The following is a 17346-nucleotide window of genomic DNA, read 5'->3' as shown; positions in this document are numbered from 1 at the left end:
GTTCAGGCTCCGGTGCCGCTGCGGCGGCGCAGGACGAGATGGAGGAACACCGGCGCCCCGACGATGGCGGTCAGGATGCCGATCGGCAGTTCGGCCGGCGCGACGAGCGTACGGGCGGCGAGATCCGCGGCGGTGGTGAGCCCCGCGCCGGCGAGCGCGGAGGCGATGAGCAGCGCCCGATGCGACGGCCCGATCACGAGCCGCATCGCGTGCGGGACCACGACGCCGACGAAGCCGACGACGCCGCAGAGCGCGACCGCCGCGCCGACGCCGACCGCGATGGCGGCGATCGCGCCGCGCTTCAGCCGTTCGACGGGCACGCCCATGTGCCGGGCCTCGGCCTCGCCGAAGGCCAGCGCATCGAAGCCGCGCGCGAACCAGGGCGCAAGCAGGATCGGCGCGACCAGAAACGGCGCGGCGGCGAGGATGCGGCGCCAGCCGATGCCGCCGAACGAGCCCAGCGTCCAGAACGTGATGTCGCGGAGCTGCCCATCATCGGCGACGAAGATCAGCAGTCCGAGCGCGGCATTGGCGAGCGCGGCGAAGGCGAGGCCGGCGAGCAGGATGACCGCGATGTCGGTGCGTCCGCCGCGCCGTCCGGCGCCGGCGAGCAGCAGCGTCGCCGCCCCCGCGCCGGCGAAGGCGGCGAGCGGCAGCACTTCCGCCGGCAGCGCGGTCGCGAACAGCCGGTCGCCGAGGACGATGACGACCGCCGCGGCGAGCGCCGCGCCCGAGGAGACGCCGAGCAGGCCCGGATCGGCGAGCGGATTGCGAAACAGCCCCTGCATCAGCACGCCCGCGACCGCCAGCGTCGCCCCGACCAGGAGCGTCGCGACCGTGCGCGGCAGCCGGATCGCCTGGACGATCGCCGCATCGCGCTCGAGCGGCGCGGCGCCCGGTGAGAGCAGGATCTCGACGACGCGCCCGACCGGGATCGTGTGCGCGCCGACCGCGATCGACAGCACGCCGGCGGCGAGGACGAGCGCGCCGAGCGTGGCGAACACCAGGCGCAGCCGCCGACGACGCTCGGCCTCGAGCCGCCCGAGCGTCGCGATGCCGCTGGCGACCCGGGTCGCCTGGTCGCCGGAGGTGGACAGCCGCTGCGCGAGGCTGCCGGCGGGGGCCGAAGTCGAAGTGCGAGCGTCCATATCCATCCGGGCTTCCGTTTTCACCTTTAGTCGAGATGTTGAATTCATCAAATTATAAAACTTAAAAACAAGAAAACGTCGGAGAAATTGGAGTGATGTATTGGATTTTAGAAATTCTAATCGACATAAATACTGATCTATTCTGTTGACATGCATTAGTCTCGCTCATAGGGTCCGTCAAGTTCGCGAACGATCGCGACGGAGCCAGCCAGGAACATTCGCGTCCCAGCCAGCCAATACCGATGCCTTCGATGGGGTTGCTGGAAATGGGGCGGGAATTGCGTGGTCGCGCGTCGATCGAGTCGTTGCTGACGAGGCCCTTGCTGATGAGGCCGTGGCTGACGAGGTCGTTGCTGACGGGAGCGTCGCTTCTGGCGCTGGTGCTCGCTGCCGGTGAGGCCCGGGCCCAGAGTGCCGGGGCGGGACGGGAGGCGGCGGCCGGCGCCGTGACCGATCTCGACGAGATCACCGTGACGGCGGAGCGCCGGCCGACCACGGTCAAGGACGTGTCGGCGACGGTCTCGGTGAAGACGGCGGACGAGTTGCAGCGCAAGCTGGTGACGCGGCCGGCCGATCTGGTCGCCGACGAGCCGGGCGTCTCGGTCGGCAACGCGCCGACCCGCGCCGGCGCCGGCAGCTACACGATCCGCGGCATCGGCGACAATCGCGTGCTGGTCGAGGAAGACGGCATCCGCGTGCAGGACTATCCGGAGAGCCAGAAGGGGCCCGGCCTCTACACCCGCGATTTCGTCGACTTCGACAATCTGAAGCAGGTCGAGATCGTGCGCGGCCCGGCCTCGGCGCTGCGCGGCTCGGAAGCGATCGGCGGCGTCGTGTCCTTCGTGACGAAGGACCCGGAAGACTTCCTCAAGCTGATGGGCAAGGACTGGTATCTCGGCCTGAAAGCGGCATACGACAGTTCCGACCGCACGCTGTCGGAGACGGCGACCGTCGCCGGGCGCTCCGGGGCCTGGTCGGCCTTCGTCACCTACGGCCGCCGCGACGGCGAGGAACTGCGCCCGAACACCTCGGCCGTCTACAACGACCAGATTCACCAGCGCAACGATATCTTCGGCAAGATCGTCTGGGACGCGCCGGAAGCCGGCCGGTTCCGGCTCACCTTCGAACGCTTCGACCGCCGCGACTGGACCAACCTCAAGACCGATCTCGGCCCGAGCGTGCTCGCCTCGACCGCCGACGACACCACCCGCCGGTCACGTGTCAGCCTCGACTGGACGCGGCCGCTCGACACGAGCTTCGCCGATCTGGTCGAGGCCAAGGTCTACTGGTCCGGTCTCGATCGCGCGGAGACGAATCCGCAGACCCGGCTGCAGACCGGCGTAATCCGCTACCGGACCACCACCGCCGACTACAAGCAGGACCTGTTCGGCGGCGATGTGCAGTTCTCGCTCAATCGCGACTTCTTGGGCGCCTCGCACGCGATCGTCTACGGCGTCTCGGCGAGCCTCACCGAGACGAGCCGTCTGCGCGACCGCTGGGAAATCAACGCGGCGACCCGCGCGATCACGCGCACCTTCAGCGGCGACACCTATCCGAACAAGCTGTTCCCGGACACCGATACGACCCAGGCGGCCGTCTTCGCCCAGGACACGATCGGCTTCGGCGCGCTGCGCCTGATCCCGGCGCTCAGGCTCGACTACTGGAACCTGAGCCCGAAGGCGGACACCGCCCTGCGCGCCAGTTCGAGCGCCACGGTCTATGAGCAGACCAAGGTGGCGCTGTCCCCGAAGTTCGGCGCGACCTACGACCTCAACGAGACGTTCCGGGCGGTCGCGCAATATTCGCACGGGTTCCGGGCGCCGCCCTATGACAGCGCCAACTTCGCCTACACGAACGCCGCCTTCGGCTACCAGATCCTGCCCAACGGCAACCTGAAGCCCGAGACCAGCGACGGTTTCGAGGCCGGCCTGCGCGCCGGCTTCGCGGACGGCTCGAGCGCGCGGCTGACCGGCTTCTACAATCGCTATCGCGACTTCATCGACACCGCGATCGTCGGCCGATCGTCGAGCGGCCTCATTCAGTACCAGTATGTCAACGTCGCCAATGCCGCGATCTGGGGCGCGGAGGCGCGCGGCGAGTGGAAGATCAACCCGGCCTGGTCGGTGAACGGCAGCATCGCCTATGCGATCGGCGAGAACCTCGATACCAAGAAGGCGCTCGACAGCGTCGATCCGGTGACGGGCGTGCTCGGCGTCGCCTGGCGCCCGGACGAGGCCTGGACGCTCGAGGGCCGCATGCGCGCGGCGGGCGGCAAAACCCGCGTCTCCGACCCGACCATCTACCAGCCGGCCGGCTGGACGACGTTCGACGCCTTCGCCACCTACGAGATGAAGCCGCAGTTCACGCTGTCGACCGGCGTCTTCAACATCTTGGACAAGAAGTACTTCAGCGCCCAGGACGTCTCCGGACAGCTCGCCTCGAACACGCTGCTCGAGACCTACCGCGCCCCCGGCCGCAGTTTCGCGGTCAGCGCCACGCTGAGGTTCTGACCATGCCGGTGCGGCCGACGGAACGTCGCGAGGTCGGCGACGCGGGACTGTCCCCCCGGGCCCGTGGCCGCCAGCCGATCGTCTCCCGTCGGCACGCCGACGGCCGTCCCCGCGCCGGAGGCTGCTTCGCCCCGGTCTCCGGCGCGGGAGCCGGCTCCATCCTTTGATGCTTCGCCTGACTACCATCCCGAACCCGACAGGAGCCCCCCGATGTTCATCGCCATGAACCGCTTCAAGGTCATCGCCGGCCGCGAGAAGGAATTCGAGGAGATGTGGCTGAGCCGCGAGAGCCACCTGCACAAGCGGCCCGGCTTCGTCGCCTTCCATCTGCTGCGCGGCCCGAACCGCGGCGATCACACGCTCTATTCGTCCCATACGACCTGGGCGAGCCGCACCCGCTTCGAGGAATGGACCCATTCCGAGGAGTTCGCTGCCGCCCACCGCAACGCGCACCGCTCGGCCGGCTTCATGGCGGGTCCGGCCGAATTCGAAGGCTTCGACGTCGCGATGAGCATCTTCGCGCCGAGCTCGGCGCCGGCCGAAGGCGAGGCGGCATGAGCGCGGTCGCGATCGAGAAGATCGCCCCCGCGACGGCGCTTCGAGGCGGCGGCCGCAGATCTCGCCGCCGCGCCGGACGGCGTGCTGGAAGCGGTCGCCGAGCGCCACGGCCTGCCGCTCGCCGCCGTGCTCGGCCTGCTCCCGTCCGAACAGGCCTCGGCCATTCCGGGCGAGGCTTTCGAGGCGATCTGGACCGACCTGACCGGCTGGGGCCAGGTGCTGTTCCTGATCCACGACCGCAACGGCGTGTTCGAGATCAAGACCGCGCTGCCGCCGGGCAGCCACGGCCGCGGCTTCTTCAACATCCACGGCGACACGCCGCTCGGCGGTCACCTGAAGGCGGATCGCTGCGCCGCGATCTGGTTCGTCGACCGGCCGTTCTTCGGCCGGCGGTCCTGCTCGGTGCAATTCTTCGATGCCGAGGGGCACTCGATGTTCAAGGTCTTCGTCGCCCGCGATGCGGCGCGAACGCTGGACGCCGCGCAGCTCGACCGCTTCGAGCGTCTGCGCGCGGCCTACGGATCAGCCGGCCGGCCGAGCCCGGACGCCGTCGCGCCCTGAACGCGGCGCGAAAGAAATTCGCCGGCGCGCCGACAAGGGCGGTGCACCGGCTCAAGAGCTGAAGCGGGAGTCGGGTTCCCCGCTTCACGTCCGGCGCGTTGGCTCGGCATGGGCCCCGCGCGTTGGACCGGGTCAGGACCGGCATCGTGCGGCGGCTCGCGCCGATGCCGGTCCGCCCTCCCGAAGGAGGGCGGACAGTCGTCCTGCAGATCGCCGCCCTCCCGAAGGAGGGCGGACGGTCGTTCCGATGAACCTCGATCAGCCTGTCGGTCAGACCGACGACGACGCCTCGTAGAAGGGCTTGCGCGGCTCGTCGCGGATATAGCCCTCGTAGAACGCCTTCACATGCGGGAACACGGCGTGGCCGAGCTCCCGCCGTTCGATCTCCTCGGGCGTGCGCGGCTTGGCGAGCAGGTCGTGGATTTCGGCGAGCACCGCGTCGCGGTCGATCTTGGTAAACTTGCCGTCGGCATAGACCACCTCGCCGTCGACATAGACCGCGTCGACATGCCGGGCATGGGCGCGCTGCACGAGCGCGTCGAGCATCGGGATGTCCGGATCCTGATAGGGGTAGAACGCCTTGTCGATGTCGATCAGCACGGCGTCGAAGAAGCGGCCCGGATCGAGCCGGCCGATCGACGACCCGAATGCGGTGGTCTTGGCGCCTCCCTCCGAGGCCATGCGGAAGATCTGCGTCGGCGTCGGCACGTCGTCGTCGAGACCGGGCGTGCGGTGGACGCGCAGCGCGAGCTTCAGCTCCTGCAGCATGTCGCGGTCTTCGTTGATGCCGGCCTCGTCGAGGCCCATGCCGACATTGATGCCCTTCTTCTCCCAGACGTTGAGCGGCGCCAGCCCTGAGCGCAGGCGGAAGTTGGACGAGCAGTTGTGGCAGATGCAGGTGCCGGTATCGGCGGCGATGTCGATGTCCTCGGCATTGAGCCAGACGCCATGGCCGAGCGTCATGTGCGGCCCGAGCAGGCCGAGGTCGTAGAGGTGGCGGACGGCGGTCTTGCCGGTGCGGCGGTAGGCGTATTCCTTCTGGAACGCCGTCTCGAGCAGATGCATGTGCATCGGCACCTTGGCCGCCGCCGACTTCTCCTGCATGGCGAGCAGGCCGTCGTCGGAGACCCAGTGCAGGTTCGCCGGCGCGAGCTGGATCTTGGTCAGCTTCTGGCCGTCGTTCTCCGCGACGAGCTGATCGAACAGCGTCATGAACTCCGAGAACGGCATCGCCTGCGACTTCAGATAGGCGCCGAGCTTGGCGCCGAGTTCCGACGGCAGCCGGGCGCAAAAATCCTCGTCGGCCTCGTAGACGAGCCGGTTCTGCTCGCGCACGGCGTAGCAATAGGAGGCGCGCATGCCGATCGAGCGATAGCCGGTCAGCACCTTGGTCGCCGCGCCGTGGATCGCGGCATAGCCACCGGGCATCCAGCCGTGGATGTGCTGCACGGTGGTGATGCCGGAGGCGATCATCTCGAAGGCGGAATAGAGCGTGTCGAGATAGAGATCGATCCGGCGCGCCGGGATGCGGCTGGCGAACCAGAGCTCGAGCGGATGATCCGGCGAGCCGTGCTGCAGCGGCGTGATGCCGACATGGTGATGGGCGTTGACGAAGCCCGGCAGCATGGCGTGCCTCGGGTACTTCTTCACGGTCGCCGCCGGCGACAGCTTCAGCATCTCGTCGAGCGTGCCGGTCGCGACGACCACGCCGTCGCGGGACAGAACCGCGCCGTCGTCGATCACGATCGGGGTGTGACGGTCGGCGACGCCGGTGACGAGCTGGCGGGCCTGGACGATCAGATCTCCCATGAGTGTCTCCTTGTTCTCAGGTCGTTGGTTCGATGATCACGGGTTGAAGGATCAGCTGGCCGCCGCGGCACGGATCGGCGCGGCCAGGGTGATCGAGGCGTTTGCGTTCGAGGCGTTTGCGCTCGAGGGCGGGGCGTTCCTGGGCAAGGCAGGCACGTCGAGCGTGACAAGGCCCGGCCCGGCATCGGGAACGGCGGCGATGACCCGACCGTCGGCCGCGATCGCGAGCGTCGTCCCGTCGTGCCGGACCGGCCGGCCGGTGATCGTCTCGACGCCATAGCGCGCCGCTGCGATCGTCGGCAGACCGTGCTCGCGGGCGTGCCGCGCCAGTTCCTCCGCATAGAAGCCGGCCGGATCGCCGGGCGCCGGACCGGCGACCAGCACGGCCACGACGTCCGCCCCGGCTTCGCGCGCAAGCTCCCACGACGAGGCCAGCCGCCGGTCGAAGCAGACCAGTGTCGCGACCCGGATCGCGCCGACGTCGAAACTCTCGATGTGGGCCGGACCGGCTGTGAAATGGTCGGCCTCGCCGAAGCGATCACCCGGCGCTTTCGGCGGCAGGTTCATCTTGCGGGCGACGATCCGCGGCGCAGCGCCCGGCGCGGCGAGCACCGCGGCGTTGGTCGGCCGCGAAGCTCCGTCCGGCACGGCCATGCCGAACAGGACCGCCGTTCCGGTCGCGGTCGCGATCGCGGCGATGTGCGTCGCGGTCGGGCCGTCGAGCGGCTCGGCGAGATGCGCCCACGCCGTCGGCGCCTCGCCGGCCACATACGGCGCGGCGAACAGCTCCGGCAGCGCCACGAGCCGCGCGCCGGCCGCCGCGGCGGACCGGATGCCCGCCTCGGCCTCGTCGAGGAGGGGCGCGTCGTCCCGCCCGGCGGGGCCGATGGCGACCGCGCCGATCCTGATCGTGTCGGACATGGGGTGACCTTTCAGCCGCGCGACCGGCGCCGGCCGGTCACGCCGCCTCCTGTTCGGCGAAGGCCCGATCGACCTCGTCGGCGAGCAGTTCGGTGAACAGGTCGCGGTACTCGTGATAGCGCGGGTCGCGCGACTGCCGCGGCCGCGGCAGGTCGATCGGCACGATCGTCTTCACGCGGCCCGGCCGGGCGGTGAACACGACCACCCGGTCGGCGAGCGAGATCGCCTCGTCGATCGAATGGGTCACGAGCAGGATCGAGGCGCCGCTGTCCTTCCAGATCTGCAAGAGGAAGTCCTGCATGCGCGACCGGGTCTGGACGTCGAGCGCCGCGAAGGGCTCGTCCATCATCAGCACCTTCGGCTTCATGGCCAGCGCCCGCGCGCAAGCCGCGCGCTGACGCATGCCGCCGGAGAGCTCGTCGGGCTTCTTGTCGAGCATGTCGCCGAGCCCAACGCGCTTCAGCATCTCGATCGCGATCTCGCGCCGGCGCACCGGCGAGACACCCTGGACCGAGAGGCCGAAGGCGACGTTGTCGGCGATGGTCAGCCAGGGAAACAGCGAGGCCTCCTGGAAGATCAGGCCGCGTTCGGCCGACGGCTCGGTCACTTTCAGGCCGTCGCATTCGATCAGGCCGGAGGAGGTCTCCTCCAGGCCGGCGATCATGTAGAGCAGCGTCGACTTCCCGCAGCCCGAGGGTCCGAGTAGGACGACGAACTCGCCGGGCGCGACGTCGAAATCGAGGCCGGCGAGCGCGCGGACCGGCGTGCGGCCTTCGGGCGTCCAGACCTTGTCGACGTTGCGGATCGAGACGGCGGGGCGGCTGGTGCGGGCGTTCATCGGGAACCTCCGTCGGGAGCGACCCACCACAGCATCTTCCGCTGCACGGTGCGCAGCGCCCAGTCGGACAGGAAGCCGAGGACGCCGATGATCGCCATGGTGAAGAACACGAGCTTGGCGTTGAAGGTGGCGCGCGCCATCGAGGTGATCTGGCCGAGGCCCGTTCCGACGCCGACCGCCTCGGCGATCAGCACCACCATCCAGGCGCCGAACAGGTTCAGCCGGATCGTCATGAACAGGCTCGGCAGGATCGCCGGCAGGATCACGCGCCAGAAGGTCTGCCGCTCGGTCGCGCCCATGATGCGCGCGACGTGCAGATAATTCTTCGGCACGCTGGCGATCTGCGACCCGGTCGACAGCACGATGGCGAAGAACACCGTGATGAAGACGAGGAAGATCGCCGGCACGTCGCCGATGCCGAACACGAAGATCGCCACCGGCAGCCAGGCGACCGGCGACACCGGCGCCAGGAGCAGGATGGTCGGCAGCAGCAGGTTGCGCGCGATCTTCACATAATGGATCAGCGCGCCGACCGCCGTGCCGAGCACGAAGCCGAGGCCGAGGCCGACCATCACGCGGAACGTCGTCCAGCCCATGGTGATCAGCAGCGCGCCGAGCCCGCCGCCGGTCGCGACCGAACCGACCTTGTTCGACCGGTCGAAGAACTTCAGCGTGCCCGGAATGTCCTGCAGGAACAGGTGCGGCGGCGGCAAGAGCAGCGGATTGGCGAGATCGAGATACCAGAGCAGCTCCCAGATCCCGGCGAACAGGCCGATCGAGGCCATGCCCCAAAAGAGGCCGGCGAGCCGCCGCTTCACGGTCTTGGAGAGGCGGGGCCGCGCCGGTGCGGGGCCGCCGACCGATCCACCGCCGGATCGGTCGAGCGGCCCGGCCGCAGCGCCGCCGGGCGGCGCGATGTCTGCAGTCATGGTCATGACGTCCTCGGAAAGCCCCCGGTTTCGGATGCGTCGGCACGGGGCCGTGCCGGCGGTCTCGATCAGAGCAAGGCCCGATCAGCGTGAAACGCACTGATCGGAAAGGGCTTGCGTTTTCAAAGGGATCTGGAGCGACCGATCGACGGGAAAGGCCGGGTCGGGCGGGCGGGGAGAGGAGAGACGCCGCGCCCGACGCCGGAGCCGATCCGTCGCTCAGGCCGCGGACTTCCACTTGAGGCCGTCGTAGAGCGCCTTGTTCTCGGCGATCACGGACTCCAGCAGCGACCACTCGAACGCGCCCTTGTCCGGCGCCTTCTTGACGTAGCCGAGCTCCTGCATCGACGTGCCGCGGTCGATGATGAACTGGGTCTGGTTGCGCTGGTCGACGCAGAGCGGCTGCTTGTTCGAGGCGTTGATCGCCGCGTCCATCGAGGTCTTGTAGTACTTGCCGACCGTGTCCTTGAGCGCGGCGTCCTTGTCCTTCTCGGCCTGGGACTGCGCGACGAACAGCGCCTTGATGATCGCCTTCACGGCGGCCGGGTTCTTCTCGATCAGCGGGGTGCGGACCGCGAGCACGCAATCCGAGTAGCCCGGGCCGTAGAGATCGGTGCCGTCGGAGAGGATGGTTGCGCCCTTGCGGCCGGTGACGCACTGCGTCGCGTAGGGCTCGATGTGGCAGATCGCGTCGATCGCGCCGGCGAGGAAGGCCTGGGCCAGTTCCGGCGAGGTGTCGAGATACTTGATGTCGACGTCCTTGAACGACAGGCCGGCCTTCTTGAGGTAGTCGTAGGGCAGCACCTCGAGCGTGTCGGCCTGGAAGGTGCCGAAGGTCTTGCCCTTCAGGTCGGCGGCCGACTTGATGCCTTCCTTGGCCACGATGATGCAGCCCTGCACGCCGCCGCCGGCGACGATCTTCACCGGCGCGCCGGCGTCGTAGAGCGTCATGAAGTTCGAATACGGGATCATCGAGATGTCGACGAGACCGGCGCCGAACATGGTGGTGATCTCGGTGTTCGACGGGGTGACGACGAATTCGAGGTCGACGCCGTCGGCCTTCGCGAGCGCGCGCTCCTTGGCCAGGAAGATGCCCATGTTGCAGAAGCCCGAGCCGTGCGTCGCCTTGACGGTGGTCGCGGCGAAGGCCGGCGTCGGCATCAGGAGCCCGGCGAGATGGGCGGGCAGCGCCACGGTCGCCGAGGCGGCCGCGGTGGTCTTCAGGAAGCTGCGACGAGAGAAGTTCCGATAAAAAGTCCCATCACGATCGCACATGGTCCCCTCCGGTCCTGTTGGAACCGCATGGGACCCCGCGCCCGACTCGAACCTCACCGTTGAGCCGTCGCGATACCAGCCATGAGCGGTGCCATGGCCGGAACCGCTTGCGGGATCCCGACGATGGGCACGCCAACCCGATAAGAGCTAACCGCTCTGCGCTGCACGCTTCTCCAGCAATGGGCATGCCAAATGGCGCATCGGCGGATTCCCGGCGCGCACGGCCTTTCGGCGTCCGAGCCGCCGTCGCAGCCGCGCTCAAAACGTGGGCAAACGACGCTCAAGCCGGCAATGCATCGCATGCGATGCCGCAGAAGCCGAGGTGTTTTCAGGTCGTTACAGCCTGTGATGAGTCCCCTCGCCACGGGTCGCGACTGACACAAATCTGTGATCCGCCGCTTCTAGGACAAGGCTCGCCTTTGCCCGCCGTGACCACGCGCGGGAGCCTTCTTCCGCATCCTGGGGCCGTCGGTGAGCGAGATCCGCGTCGAGCATCTGAGCAAGGCCTTCGACGCGAAGACGGTCGTCGACGACATTTCCTTCGCGGTCGAGGCGGGCGAGTTCTGCGTGCTGCTCGGCCCGTCCGGCTGCGGCAAGTCCACCATGCTGCGCCTGATCGCCGGCCTCGAGGATCCGAGCGCCGGGCGGATCCTGATCGAGGGCACCGACGTCGCGCCGCTGGCGCCGAAGGACCGGCGCATCGCGATGGTGTTCCAGTCCTACGCGCTGTTCCCGCACCTCGATGTCGCCGAGAACATCATCTTCGGCCTGCGCGTCCGGGGCGTGCCGAAGGCGGTGCGCCGGCAGCGCCTGGCGCAGGTCGCGGGCCTCGTCGGCCTCGGCGACTATCTCGACCGTAAGCCGGCTCAACTTTCCGGCGGCCAGCGCCAGCGCGTTGCGCTTGCCCGCGCGATCGCGGCCGAACAGCCGATCTGCCTGATGGACGAGCCGCTGTCGAACCTCGACGCGCAGCTGCGCGGCGAGATGCGGCTCGAAATCCGCGCGCTGCAGCAGCGGCTCGGCATGACGATGATCTACGTCACCCATGATCAGACCGAGGCCATGACCATGGCCGACCGGGTGATCCTGATGAACGGCGGCCGCATCGAGCAGAACGGTTCGCCGGTCGAGCTCTACGAGCGGCCGGCGAGCCTGTTCGTCGCCCGCTTCATCGGCGCGCCGGCGATGAACATTCTCGCGGCCGAGGGCGACGCTCATCGTCTCGGCGTCCGCGCCGAGCACGTCCGTCTCACCGCCCCGTCGGAGGGGCATCGGACCGGCCGGGTCGCGAGCGTCGAGTATCTCGGCGCCGACACGGTCGTGATGGTCGCGCTCGCCGACGGCACGACTGTCGCGGCGCGTCTCCCCGGCCGCGCCTCCGCGCGTCCAGGCGAGACCGTCGGCCTCGCCTGGGACGCGGCCGACGAACACCGGTTCGACGTCGCGACCGGCCGCCGGATCGACGCGCCCGCGCTCCTTTCCTCACCCCCCGTCCGTCCCGCTCCCCTCGCAAGAGAGACCGTCACGCCATGATCCTGAGCCGCCGCACCTTCTCGCCGCCGCCGCGCTCGCCGCCGGCCTCGTCTCGACCGCCGCCGCGGCCGCGACCAAGATCACCTTCTATTACCCGGTCGCGGTCGGCGGCCCGGTGACGAAGATCGTCGACGGCATGGTCGCCGAGTTCGAGAAGGCTCATCCGGACGTCAAGGTCGAGGCGGTCTATTCCGGCTCGTATCAGGACACGATCGCCAAGATCCTGACCGCGGTGAAGGGCGGCAGCGCCCCGAACGTTGCGGTCGCGCTGTCGACCGACATGTACACGCTGATCGACGAGGACGCCGTCCTGCCGTTCGACGAGGCCGCCGGTGCCGACGCCAAGGCGTGGTTCGCGAGCTTCTATCCGGGCTTCATGGCCAACAGCCAGACCGGCGGCAAGACCTGGGGCATCCCGTTCCAGCGCTCGACCATCGTGCTCTACTGGAACAAGGAGGCCTTCAAGGAGGCCGGCCTCGATCCGGAGAAGGCGCCGGCGACCTGGACCGAGATGCGCGAGATGGCGGCCAAGCTGACCAAGCGCGACGCGAACGGCAACGTCACCCGCTGGGGCGTCGAGATCCCGTCCTCGGGCTTCCCCTATTGGCTGTTCCAGGGCCTGACCACGCCGAACGGCGTCGAGCTGATGAATGCGGCCGGCAACAAGGTCGCCTTCGACAAACCCGAGGTCGTCGAGGCGCTGCAGTACTGGGTCGACCTGTCGGTCAAGGACAAGGTTCACCCGACCGGCATCGTCGAGTGGGGCACCACGCCGAAGGACTTCCTGGAAGGGAAGACCGCGATGATGTGGCAGACCACCGGCAACCTGACCAACGTGCGCACCAACGCCAAATTCCCGTTCGGCGTCGCGATGCTGCCGGCGAACAAGCGCCGCGGCAGCCCGACCGGCGGCGGCAACTTCTACATGTTCAAGGGTTCCAATCCGGATCAGCAGAAGGCCGTGGTCGAGTTCGTCAAGTGGATGACGACCCCGGAGCGCGCGGCGCAGTGGTCGATCGCCACCGGCTATGTCGCGGTCTCGCCGGCCGCCTTCGAGACCCCGGCGATGAAGGCCTATATCGCCGAGTTCCCGGCCGCCGCCGTCGCCCGCGACCAGCTCGCCCACGCGGTCGCCGAGCTCTCGACCCATGAGAACCAGCGGGTCGCCAAGGCGCTCAACGACAATCTCCAGGCCGCGCTGACGCTCGCCAAGACGCCGGCGCAGGCGATGAAGGATGCGCAGGCCGAGGCCGACCGCATCCTGAAGCCCTATCCCTGATCGAGATCGGCCCGCCGGCTCCGTGCCGGCGGGTCCGCCTCCTGCCTGGACGTTCGCCACCCGTGACCGACGCAACAGCAGACGCCGCCGTCTCGCCCACCCGCCGCCCGGCGGCGCGCCGGCGCGCGTGGCTGCAATCGACCGAGGCGTGGCTGCTGCTCCTGCCCTCGGTCGTGATCTTCGCGGCCTTCACCCACATCCCGACCGTCCGAACGCTGATCGACAGCTTCTTCTCGACGCCGAAGGGCGCCCGGCCGGCGCGCTTCGTCGGCCTCGACAATTACGAGGCGCTGGTCGCGGACCCGATCTTCTGGAAGTCGCTCGCCAACAACGCGGTCTACGCCGCCGGCACGATCCCCGCGGCGGTCGGCCTGGCCCTCGCCATGGCGCTCTGGGTCAACGGCCGCGCCCCCGGCCGCGCGCTCCTGCGCATGGCCTATTTCACCCCGACCGTGCTGCCGATGATCGCCGTCGGCAACATCTGGCTGTTCTTCTACACACCCGACTATGGCCTGATCGATCAGATCGGCCGGCTGTTCGGCTTCGCGGCCGGCAACTGGCTCGGCACCCCGTCGACGGCGCTGCCGGCGGTGATGATCGTGGCAATCTGGAAGGAAGCCGGCTTCTTCATGATCTTCTACCTCGCCGCGCTCCAGCAGATCCCGCCGGAGCTGCGCGAGGCCGCGACCATCGAGGGCGCCTCGCGCTTCACCTTCTTCCGGCGCGTGACCTGGCCGCTGTTGATGCCGGTGACGCTGTTCGTGCTGGTCAACGCGGTGATCAATGCGTTCCGCACCATCGACCACATCTTCCTGATGACCGGCGGCGGTCCGGACAACGCCACCAACGTGCTGCTCTTCCACCTCTACGAGACGGGCTTCAAGTTCTGGGACCAGGGCCAGGCGACCGCGCTGACCATGGTGCTGGTCGGCTTGCTTGCGCTGCTCGCGCTGGTGCAGTTCCTGATCGCCGGCCGGGGAGTGCATTATCGGTGAGCGCGGCCTCGAAACGCCTCTCCCTCGGCCATGTGCTGGACACCGCCGCCGCTTGGGCGCTCGGCATCCTTTGGCTGCTGCCGCTCGTCTACGCGGTCTGGACCGCGTTCCACCCGCCGGCCTATGCGACACGCTTCGAGCTCTTCGCGCCGCTGACGCTCGAGAATTTCGAGCGCGCCTGGGCGGCGGCGCCCTTCGCGCGCTACTTTCTCAATACGGTCGCGCTGGTCGCGGTGATCGTCGTCGCGCAGATCGTGCTCGGCACCATGGCGGCCTTCGCTCTGGCACGGCTCGAATTTCGCGGCCGCGACCTGCTGTTCGCGGCGATCCTGCTGCAATTGATGATCGCGCCCGAGATCCTGGCGGTCGCCAACTATCGCACCATGAAGGCGCTCGGCGCGGTCGATACGCTCTGGGGCATCGCGCTGCCCTACCTGACCTCGGCCTTCGGCATCTTCCTGCTCCGGCAGACCTTCAAGACCGTGCCGAAGGAACTGGAGGAAGCGGCCCGCATCGAGGGATGCGGCACCTTCGGTGTGCTCTGGCGCGTCTACGTACCGGCCGCGCGGCCGATCTATCTCGCCTACGGTCTCGTCCAGGTCAGCTACCATTGGAACAACTTCCTGTGGCCGCTGATCATCACCAATTCGGTCGAGACCCGACCGCTGACTGTCGGCCTGTCGGTGTTCTCCTCGGTCGATCAGGGCATCGACTGGTCGGTGATCACCGCGGCGACGCTGCTGACCTCCGCGCCGCTGCTCGCCGCCTTCCTGATCTTCCAGCGCCAGTTCGTGCAATCCTTCCTGCGCGCCGGCATCCGCTGACGTCGGCGCCTCTGCACGGTTCGAGGCTCAGCCGCGCTGATGCGCCCAGAGCACCTCGCGCGCGATCGCGTCGAGCCCGACGATCCGGTCGACGCCGCCGAGCGCGATCGCCTCCTTCGGCATGCCGAACACGACGCAGCTCTCCTCGTCCTGCGCAATGTTGAAGGCGCCGGCCTGCTTCATCTCGAGCATGCCGCGTGCGCCGTCGTCGCCCATGCCGGTCATGATCACGCCGATCGCGTTCGGACCGGCCGCGCGCGCCGCCGAGCGGAACAGCACGTCGACCGAGGGCCGGTGCCGCGACACCAGCGGGCCGTCCTTGACCGCTACGTGATAGCGCGCGCCGCGCCGTTCGAGCAGCATGTGCCGGCCGCCGGGCGCGATCAGCACATGGCCGCGCAGCACCGGATCGCCGTCCTCGGCCTCCTTGACGGACACCTCACAGAGCCCGTCGAGGCGCTGCGAGAAGGCGGCGGTGAATTTTTCCGGCATGTGCTGGACGATGACGATGCCCGGCGCATTGGCCGGCAGCGCGACCAGGAAGTCGCGCAGCGCCTCGGTGCCGCCGGTCGAGGCGCCGACGCAGACGACCACTTCCGTGGTCTTGGCCATCGCGCCGCGTGCCGCGGGCGGCAGCATGGCGTCGGCGGTCAGCTTCGGTGCCGGCGCTCCATAGCCCTTCGCTTCCTCCTGCTGCACGGCGGCGGCGCCACGCGCCACGGTGGCGCGCGGCCGGCCGACGCGCGCCTTGGCAGCGCCCTTGACGGTCTCGCAGATCATCATCGCGCTCTCGGCCAGATGATCGGCCGCGGCGATCTTCGGCTTGACGATCACGTCGACCGCGCCGGCCTCGAGTGCCTGCATCAGCGTCGCGGAACCTTCCACCGTCAGCGACGAACACATCACCACCGGCAACGGATGTTGCGACATCAGCTTGCGCAGGAAGGTGATGCCGTCCATGTGCGGCATCTCGACGTCGAGCGTGATGACGTCGGGGATCTCCTCGCGGATGCGGCGCGCGGCGACATAGGGGTCGGAGGCGACGCCCATCACTTCGATCCCGGGATCCTGGGACAGGACGTTGACGAGCGTCTGACGAACGCTGGCGGAATCGTCGACGATCAGAACTCGGACGGGCTTGGTCATCGGATATCGCTCCCGGTCGGGCGAGGCCTTGTCTCGACCTGTTATGTCAGATTCGTTCAAAAACGGTGTTGGAGACCGTGCGGATCGGCAGGTTGAAGCCGGTCACGCTCTCCGAATGGCCGATGAACAGATAGCCGCCGGGCTTGAGGCAGTCGCACAGGCGGCTGAGCACCTTGGCCTGGGTCGGCTTGTCGAAATAGATCATCACGTTCCGGCAGAAGATCAGGTGCATCGGCTCTCCGACCTGATAGCTGTCGTCCATCAGGTTCATGCGGGCGAAGCCGACCGACGAGCGCAGCTCCGGCGCGATGCGCGCCTGCGCACGCGGCCCCGAGGCGACGCGGACATAGCGCCGTTTCATGTCCTTCGGCACCGGCGCCATCATCTCATACGGGTAGACGCCGTGACGGGCCGTCGACAGCACCTCGGTCGAGAGGTCGGTGGCGAGGATGAAGTAGGACATCGGCCGATGCTCTTCGGCGAAGTCGGCCAGCACCATGGCGAGCGTGTAGGGCTCCGCGCCGATCGAGCAGGCCGAGCTCCAGGCGCGGATGCTGTTCACCCCGTTGCGCCGAAGCGCGGGCAGGGCGGTGCGGGTCAGGAACTCGAAATGGGTCGGTTCGCGGAAGAAGTCGGTCTTGTTGGTCGTGACCGCGTCGATCAGATGGATCGCTTCCCGCGCCAGCCCGTCCTCGTCGAACAGGTATCGGCAGTAGGCGGCCAGCGTATCGTGGCCGGTGGCGCGCAGACGCCGGCGCAGGCGGCCCTCCAGCATGGTCTGCTTGGCGTCCGGCATCTTGATGCCGCTGTAGTCGTTGATGAACTCCGCGAGACGCCGGAAGTCGCGCGAGGAGAGCCGCTCGGTGGCATGGCCCTCATGATGTCGGCTGGCTGCTTCGCTCACTGATGTACTCTCCCGGCGCAGGGACGCCACCGCGGGTTCGCCGCGATCGCTCGCGCGCGTCTGGTCGAGGAGCCGTCGGCGACGGAATCGTCGCCGACCTCCCGTTCAGGTGTCTG

The 17346-nt window shown here is 68.5% G+C and carries 14 protein-coding genes and 1 pseudogene; 7 read left to right on the top strand and 8 right to left on the bottom strand.

All coding sequences use genetic code 11. The features are described from left to right. Nucleotides 1-2 precede the first annotated feature (2 nt). Complete coding sequence (locus ABS361_16045) at nucleotides 3-1154, bottom strand: iron ABC transporter permease (GenBank protein ID XBY43582.1); 1152 nt, start codon at nucleotides 1152-1154, stop codon at nucleotides 3-5. 440 nt (nucleotides 1155-1594) lie between these two features. Between ABS361_16045 and ABS361_16040 the strand changes: the two genes are divergently transcribed. From ABS361_16040 to hutX, 3 genes and pseudogenes are all read left to right on the top strand, one after another. Continuing rightward, entirely contained in the window at nucleotides 1595-3658 is a 2064-nt protein-coding gene (locus ABS361_16040; protein ID XBY43581.1) for a TonB-dependent hemoglobin/transferrin/lactoferrin family receptor, read from the top strand. 210 nt (nucleotides 3659-3868) lie between these two features. Next, entirely contained in the window at nucleotides 3869-4216 is a 348-nt protein-coding gene (locus ABS361_16035) for an antibiotic biosynthesis monooxygenase (protein XBY43580.1), read from the top strand. Nucleotides 4217-4282: 66 nt separating this feature from the next. Continuing rightward, nucleotides 4283-4777, top strand: a pseudogene (gene hutX, locus ABS361_16030) (heme utilization cystosolic carrier protein HutX). A gap of 270 nt (nucleotides 4778-5047) precedes the next feature. On the opposite strand, the gene ABS361_16025 reads toward hutX, so the two are convergent. From ABS361_16025 to ABS361_16005, 5 genes are all read right to left on the bottom strand, one after another. After that, nucleotides 5048-6586, bottom strand: coding sequence for an amidohydrolase family protein (locus tag ABS361_16025; protein XBY43579.1), 1539 nt, complete (start codon nucleotides 6584-6586; stop codon nucleotides 5048-5050). 51 nt (nucleotides 6587-6637) lie between these two features. After that, nucleotides 6638-7507: a nitrilase-related carbon-nitrogen hydrolase gene (locus ABS361_16020; GenBank protein XBY43578.1), complete on the bottom strand. Its 870-nt coding sequence runs from the start codon at nucleotides 7505-7507 to the stop codon at nucleotides 6638-6640. A gap of 37 nt (nucleotides 7508-7544) precedes the next feature. Next, nucleotides 7545-8345, bottom strand: a complete 801-nt coding sequence (locus ABS361_16015; protein ID XBY43577.1) for an ABC transporter ATP-binding protein — start codon at nucleotides 8343-8345, stop codon at nucleotides 7545-7547. Further along, on the bottom strand, nucleotides 8342-9280 hold the full coding sequence (locus ABS361_16010; protein XBY43576.1) for an ABC transporter permease subunit: 939 nt from the start codon (nucleotides 9278-9280) through the stop codon (nucleotides 8342-8344). The genes ABS361_16015 and ABS361_16010 overlap by 4 nt, the downstream gene beginning before the upstream one ends. A gap of 213 nt (nucleotides 9281-9493) precedes the next feature. After that, entirely contained in the window at nucleotides 9494-10549 is a 1056-nt protein-coding gene (locus ABS361_16005; GenBank protein XBY43575.1) for an ABC transporter substrate-binding protein, read from the bottom strand. 471 nt (nucleotides 10550-11020) lie between these two features. Between ABS361_16005 and ABS361_16000 the strand changes: the two genes are divergently transcribed. The 4 genes from ABS361_16000 to ABS361_15985 all read left to right on the top strand — a co-directional run bounded on the left by ABS361_16000 (nucleotide 11021) and on the right by ABS361_15985 (nucleotide 15180). Continuing rightward, nucleotides 11021-12082 carry an ABC transporter ATP-binding protein gene (locus ABS361_16000; GenBank protein XBY43574.1) on the top strand — a complete coding sequence of 354 codons (1062 nt, stop codon included), beginning with the start codon at nucleotides 11021-11023 and terminating at the stop codon, nucleotides 12080-12082. 79 nt (nucleotides 12083-12161) lie between these two features. Next, entirely contained in the window at nucleotides 12162-13361 is a 1200-nt protein-coding gene (locus ABS361_15995; GenBank protein XBY46913.1) for an ABC transporter substrate-binding protein, read from the top strand. Between the two features lie 62 nt (nucleotides 13362-13423). Further along, on the top strand, nucleotides 13424-14356 hold the full coding sequence (locus ABS361_15990) for a sugar ABC transporter permease (GenBank protein XBY43573.1): 933 nt from the start codon (nucleotides 13424-13426) through the stop codon (nucleotides 14354-14356). Further along, on the top strand, nucleotides 14353-15180 hold the full coding sequence (locus tag ABS361_15985) for a carbohydrate ABC transporter permease (protein XBY43572.1): 828 nt from the start codon (nucleotides 14353-14355) through the stop codon (nucleotides 15178-15180). Before ABS361_15990 ends, ABS361_15985 begins: the two co-directional genes overlap by 4 nt. Nucleotides 15181-15207: 27 nt before the next feature. Here ABS361_15985 and ABS361_15980 read toward each other — a convergent pair whose 3' ends face one another. Together ABS361_15980 and ABS361_15975 are read right to left on the bottom strand one after the other, a co-directional pair. Next, nucleotides 15208-16326: a chemotaxis response regulator protein-glutamate methylesterase gene (locus ABS361_15980; GenBank protein XBY43571.1), complete on the bottom strand. Its 1119-nt coding sequence runs from the start codon at nucleotides 16324-16326 to the stop codon at nucleotides 15208-15210. 46 nt (nucleotides 16327-16372) lie between these two features. After that, nucleotides 16373-17230 (bottom strand): protein-glutamate O-methyltransferase CheR, encoded by an 858-nt coding sequence (locus tag ABS361_15975; GenBank protein ID XBY43570.1) that lies wholly within the window; start codon nucleotides 17228-17230, stop codon nucleotides 16373-16375. Nucleotides 17231-17346 lie beyond the last annotated feature (116 nt).

The organism is Ancalomicrobiaceae bacterium S20, from assembly GCA_040269895.1.
GTDB classification, from domain to species: Bacteria; Pseudomonadota; Alphaproteobacteria; order Rhizobiales; family Ancalomicrobiaceae; genus Methyloraptor; species Methyloraptor flagellatus.
The sequence above is the reverse complement of the archived record's forward strand: the minus strand, read 5'-3'. Positions and strand labels throughout refer to the sequence as shown.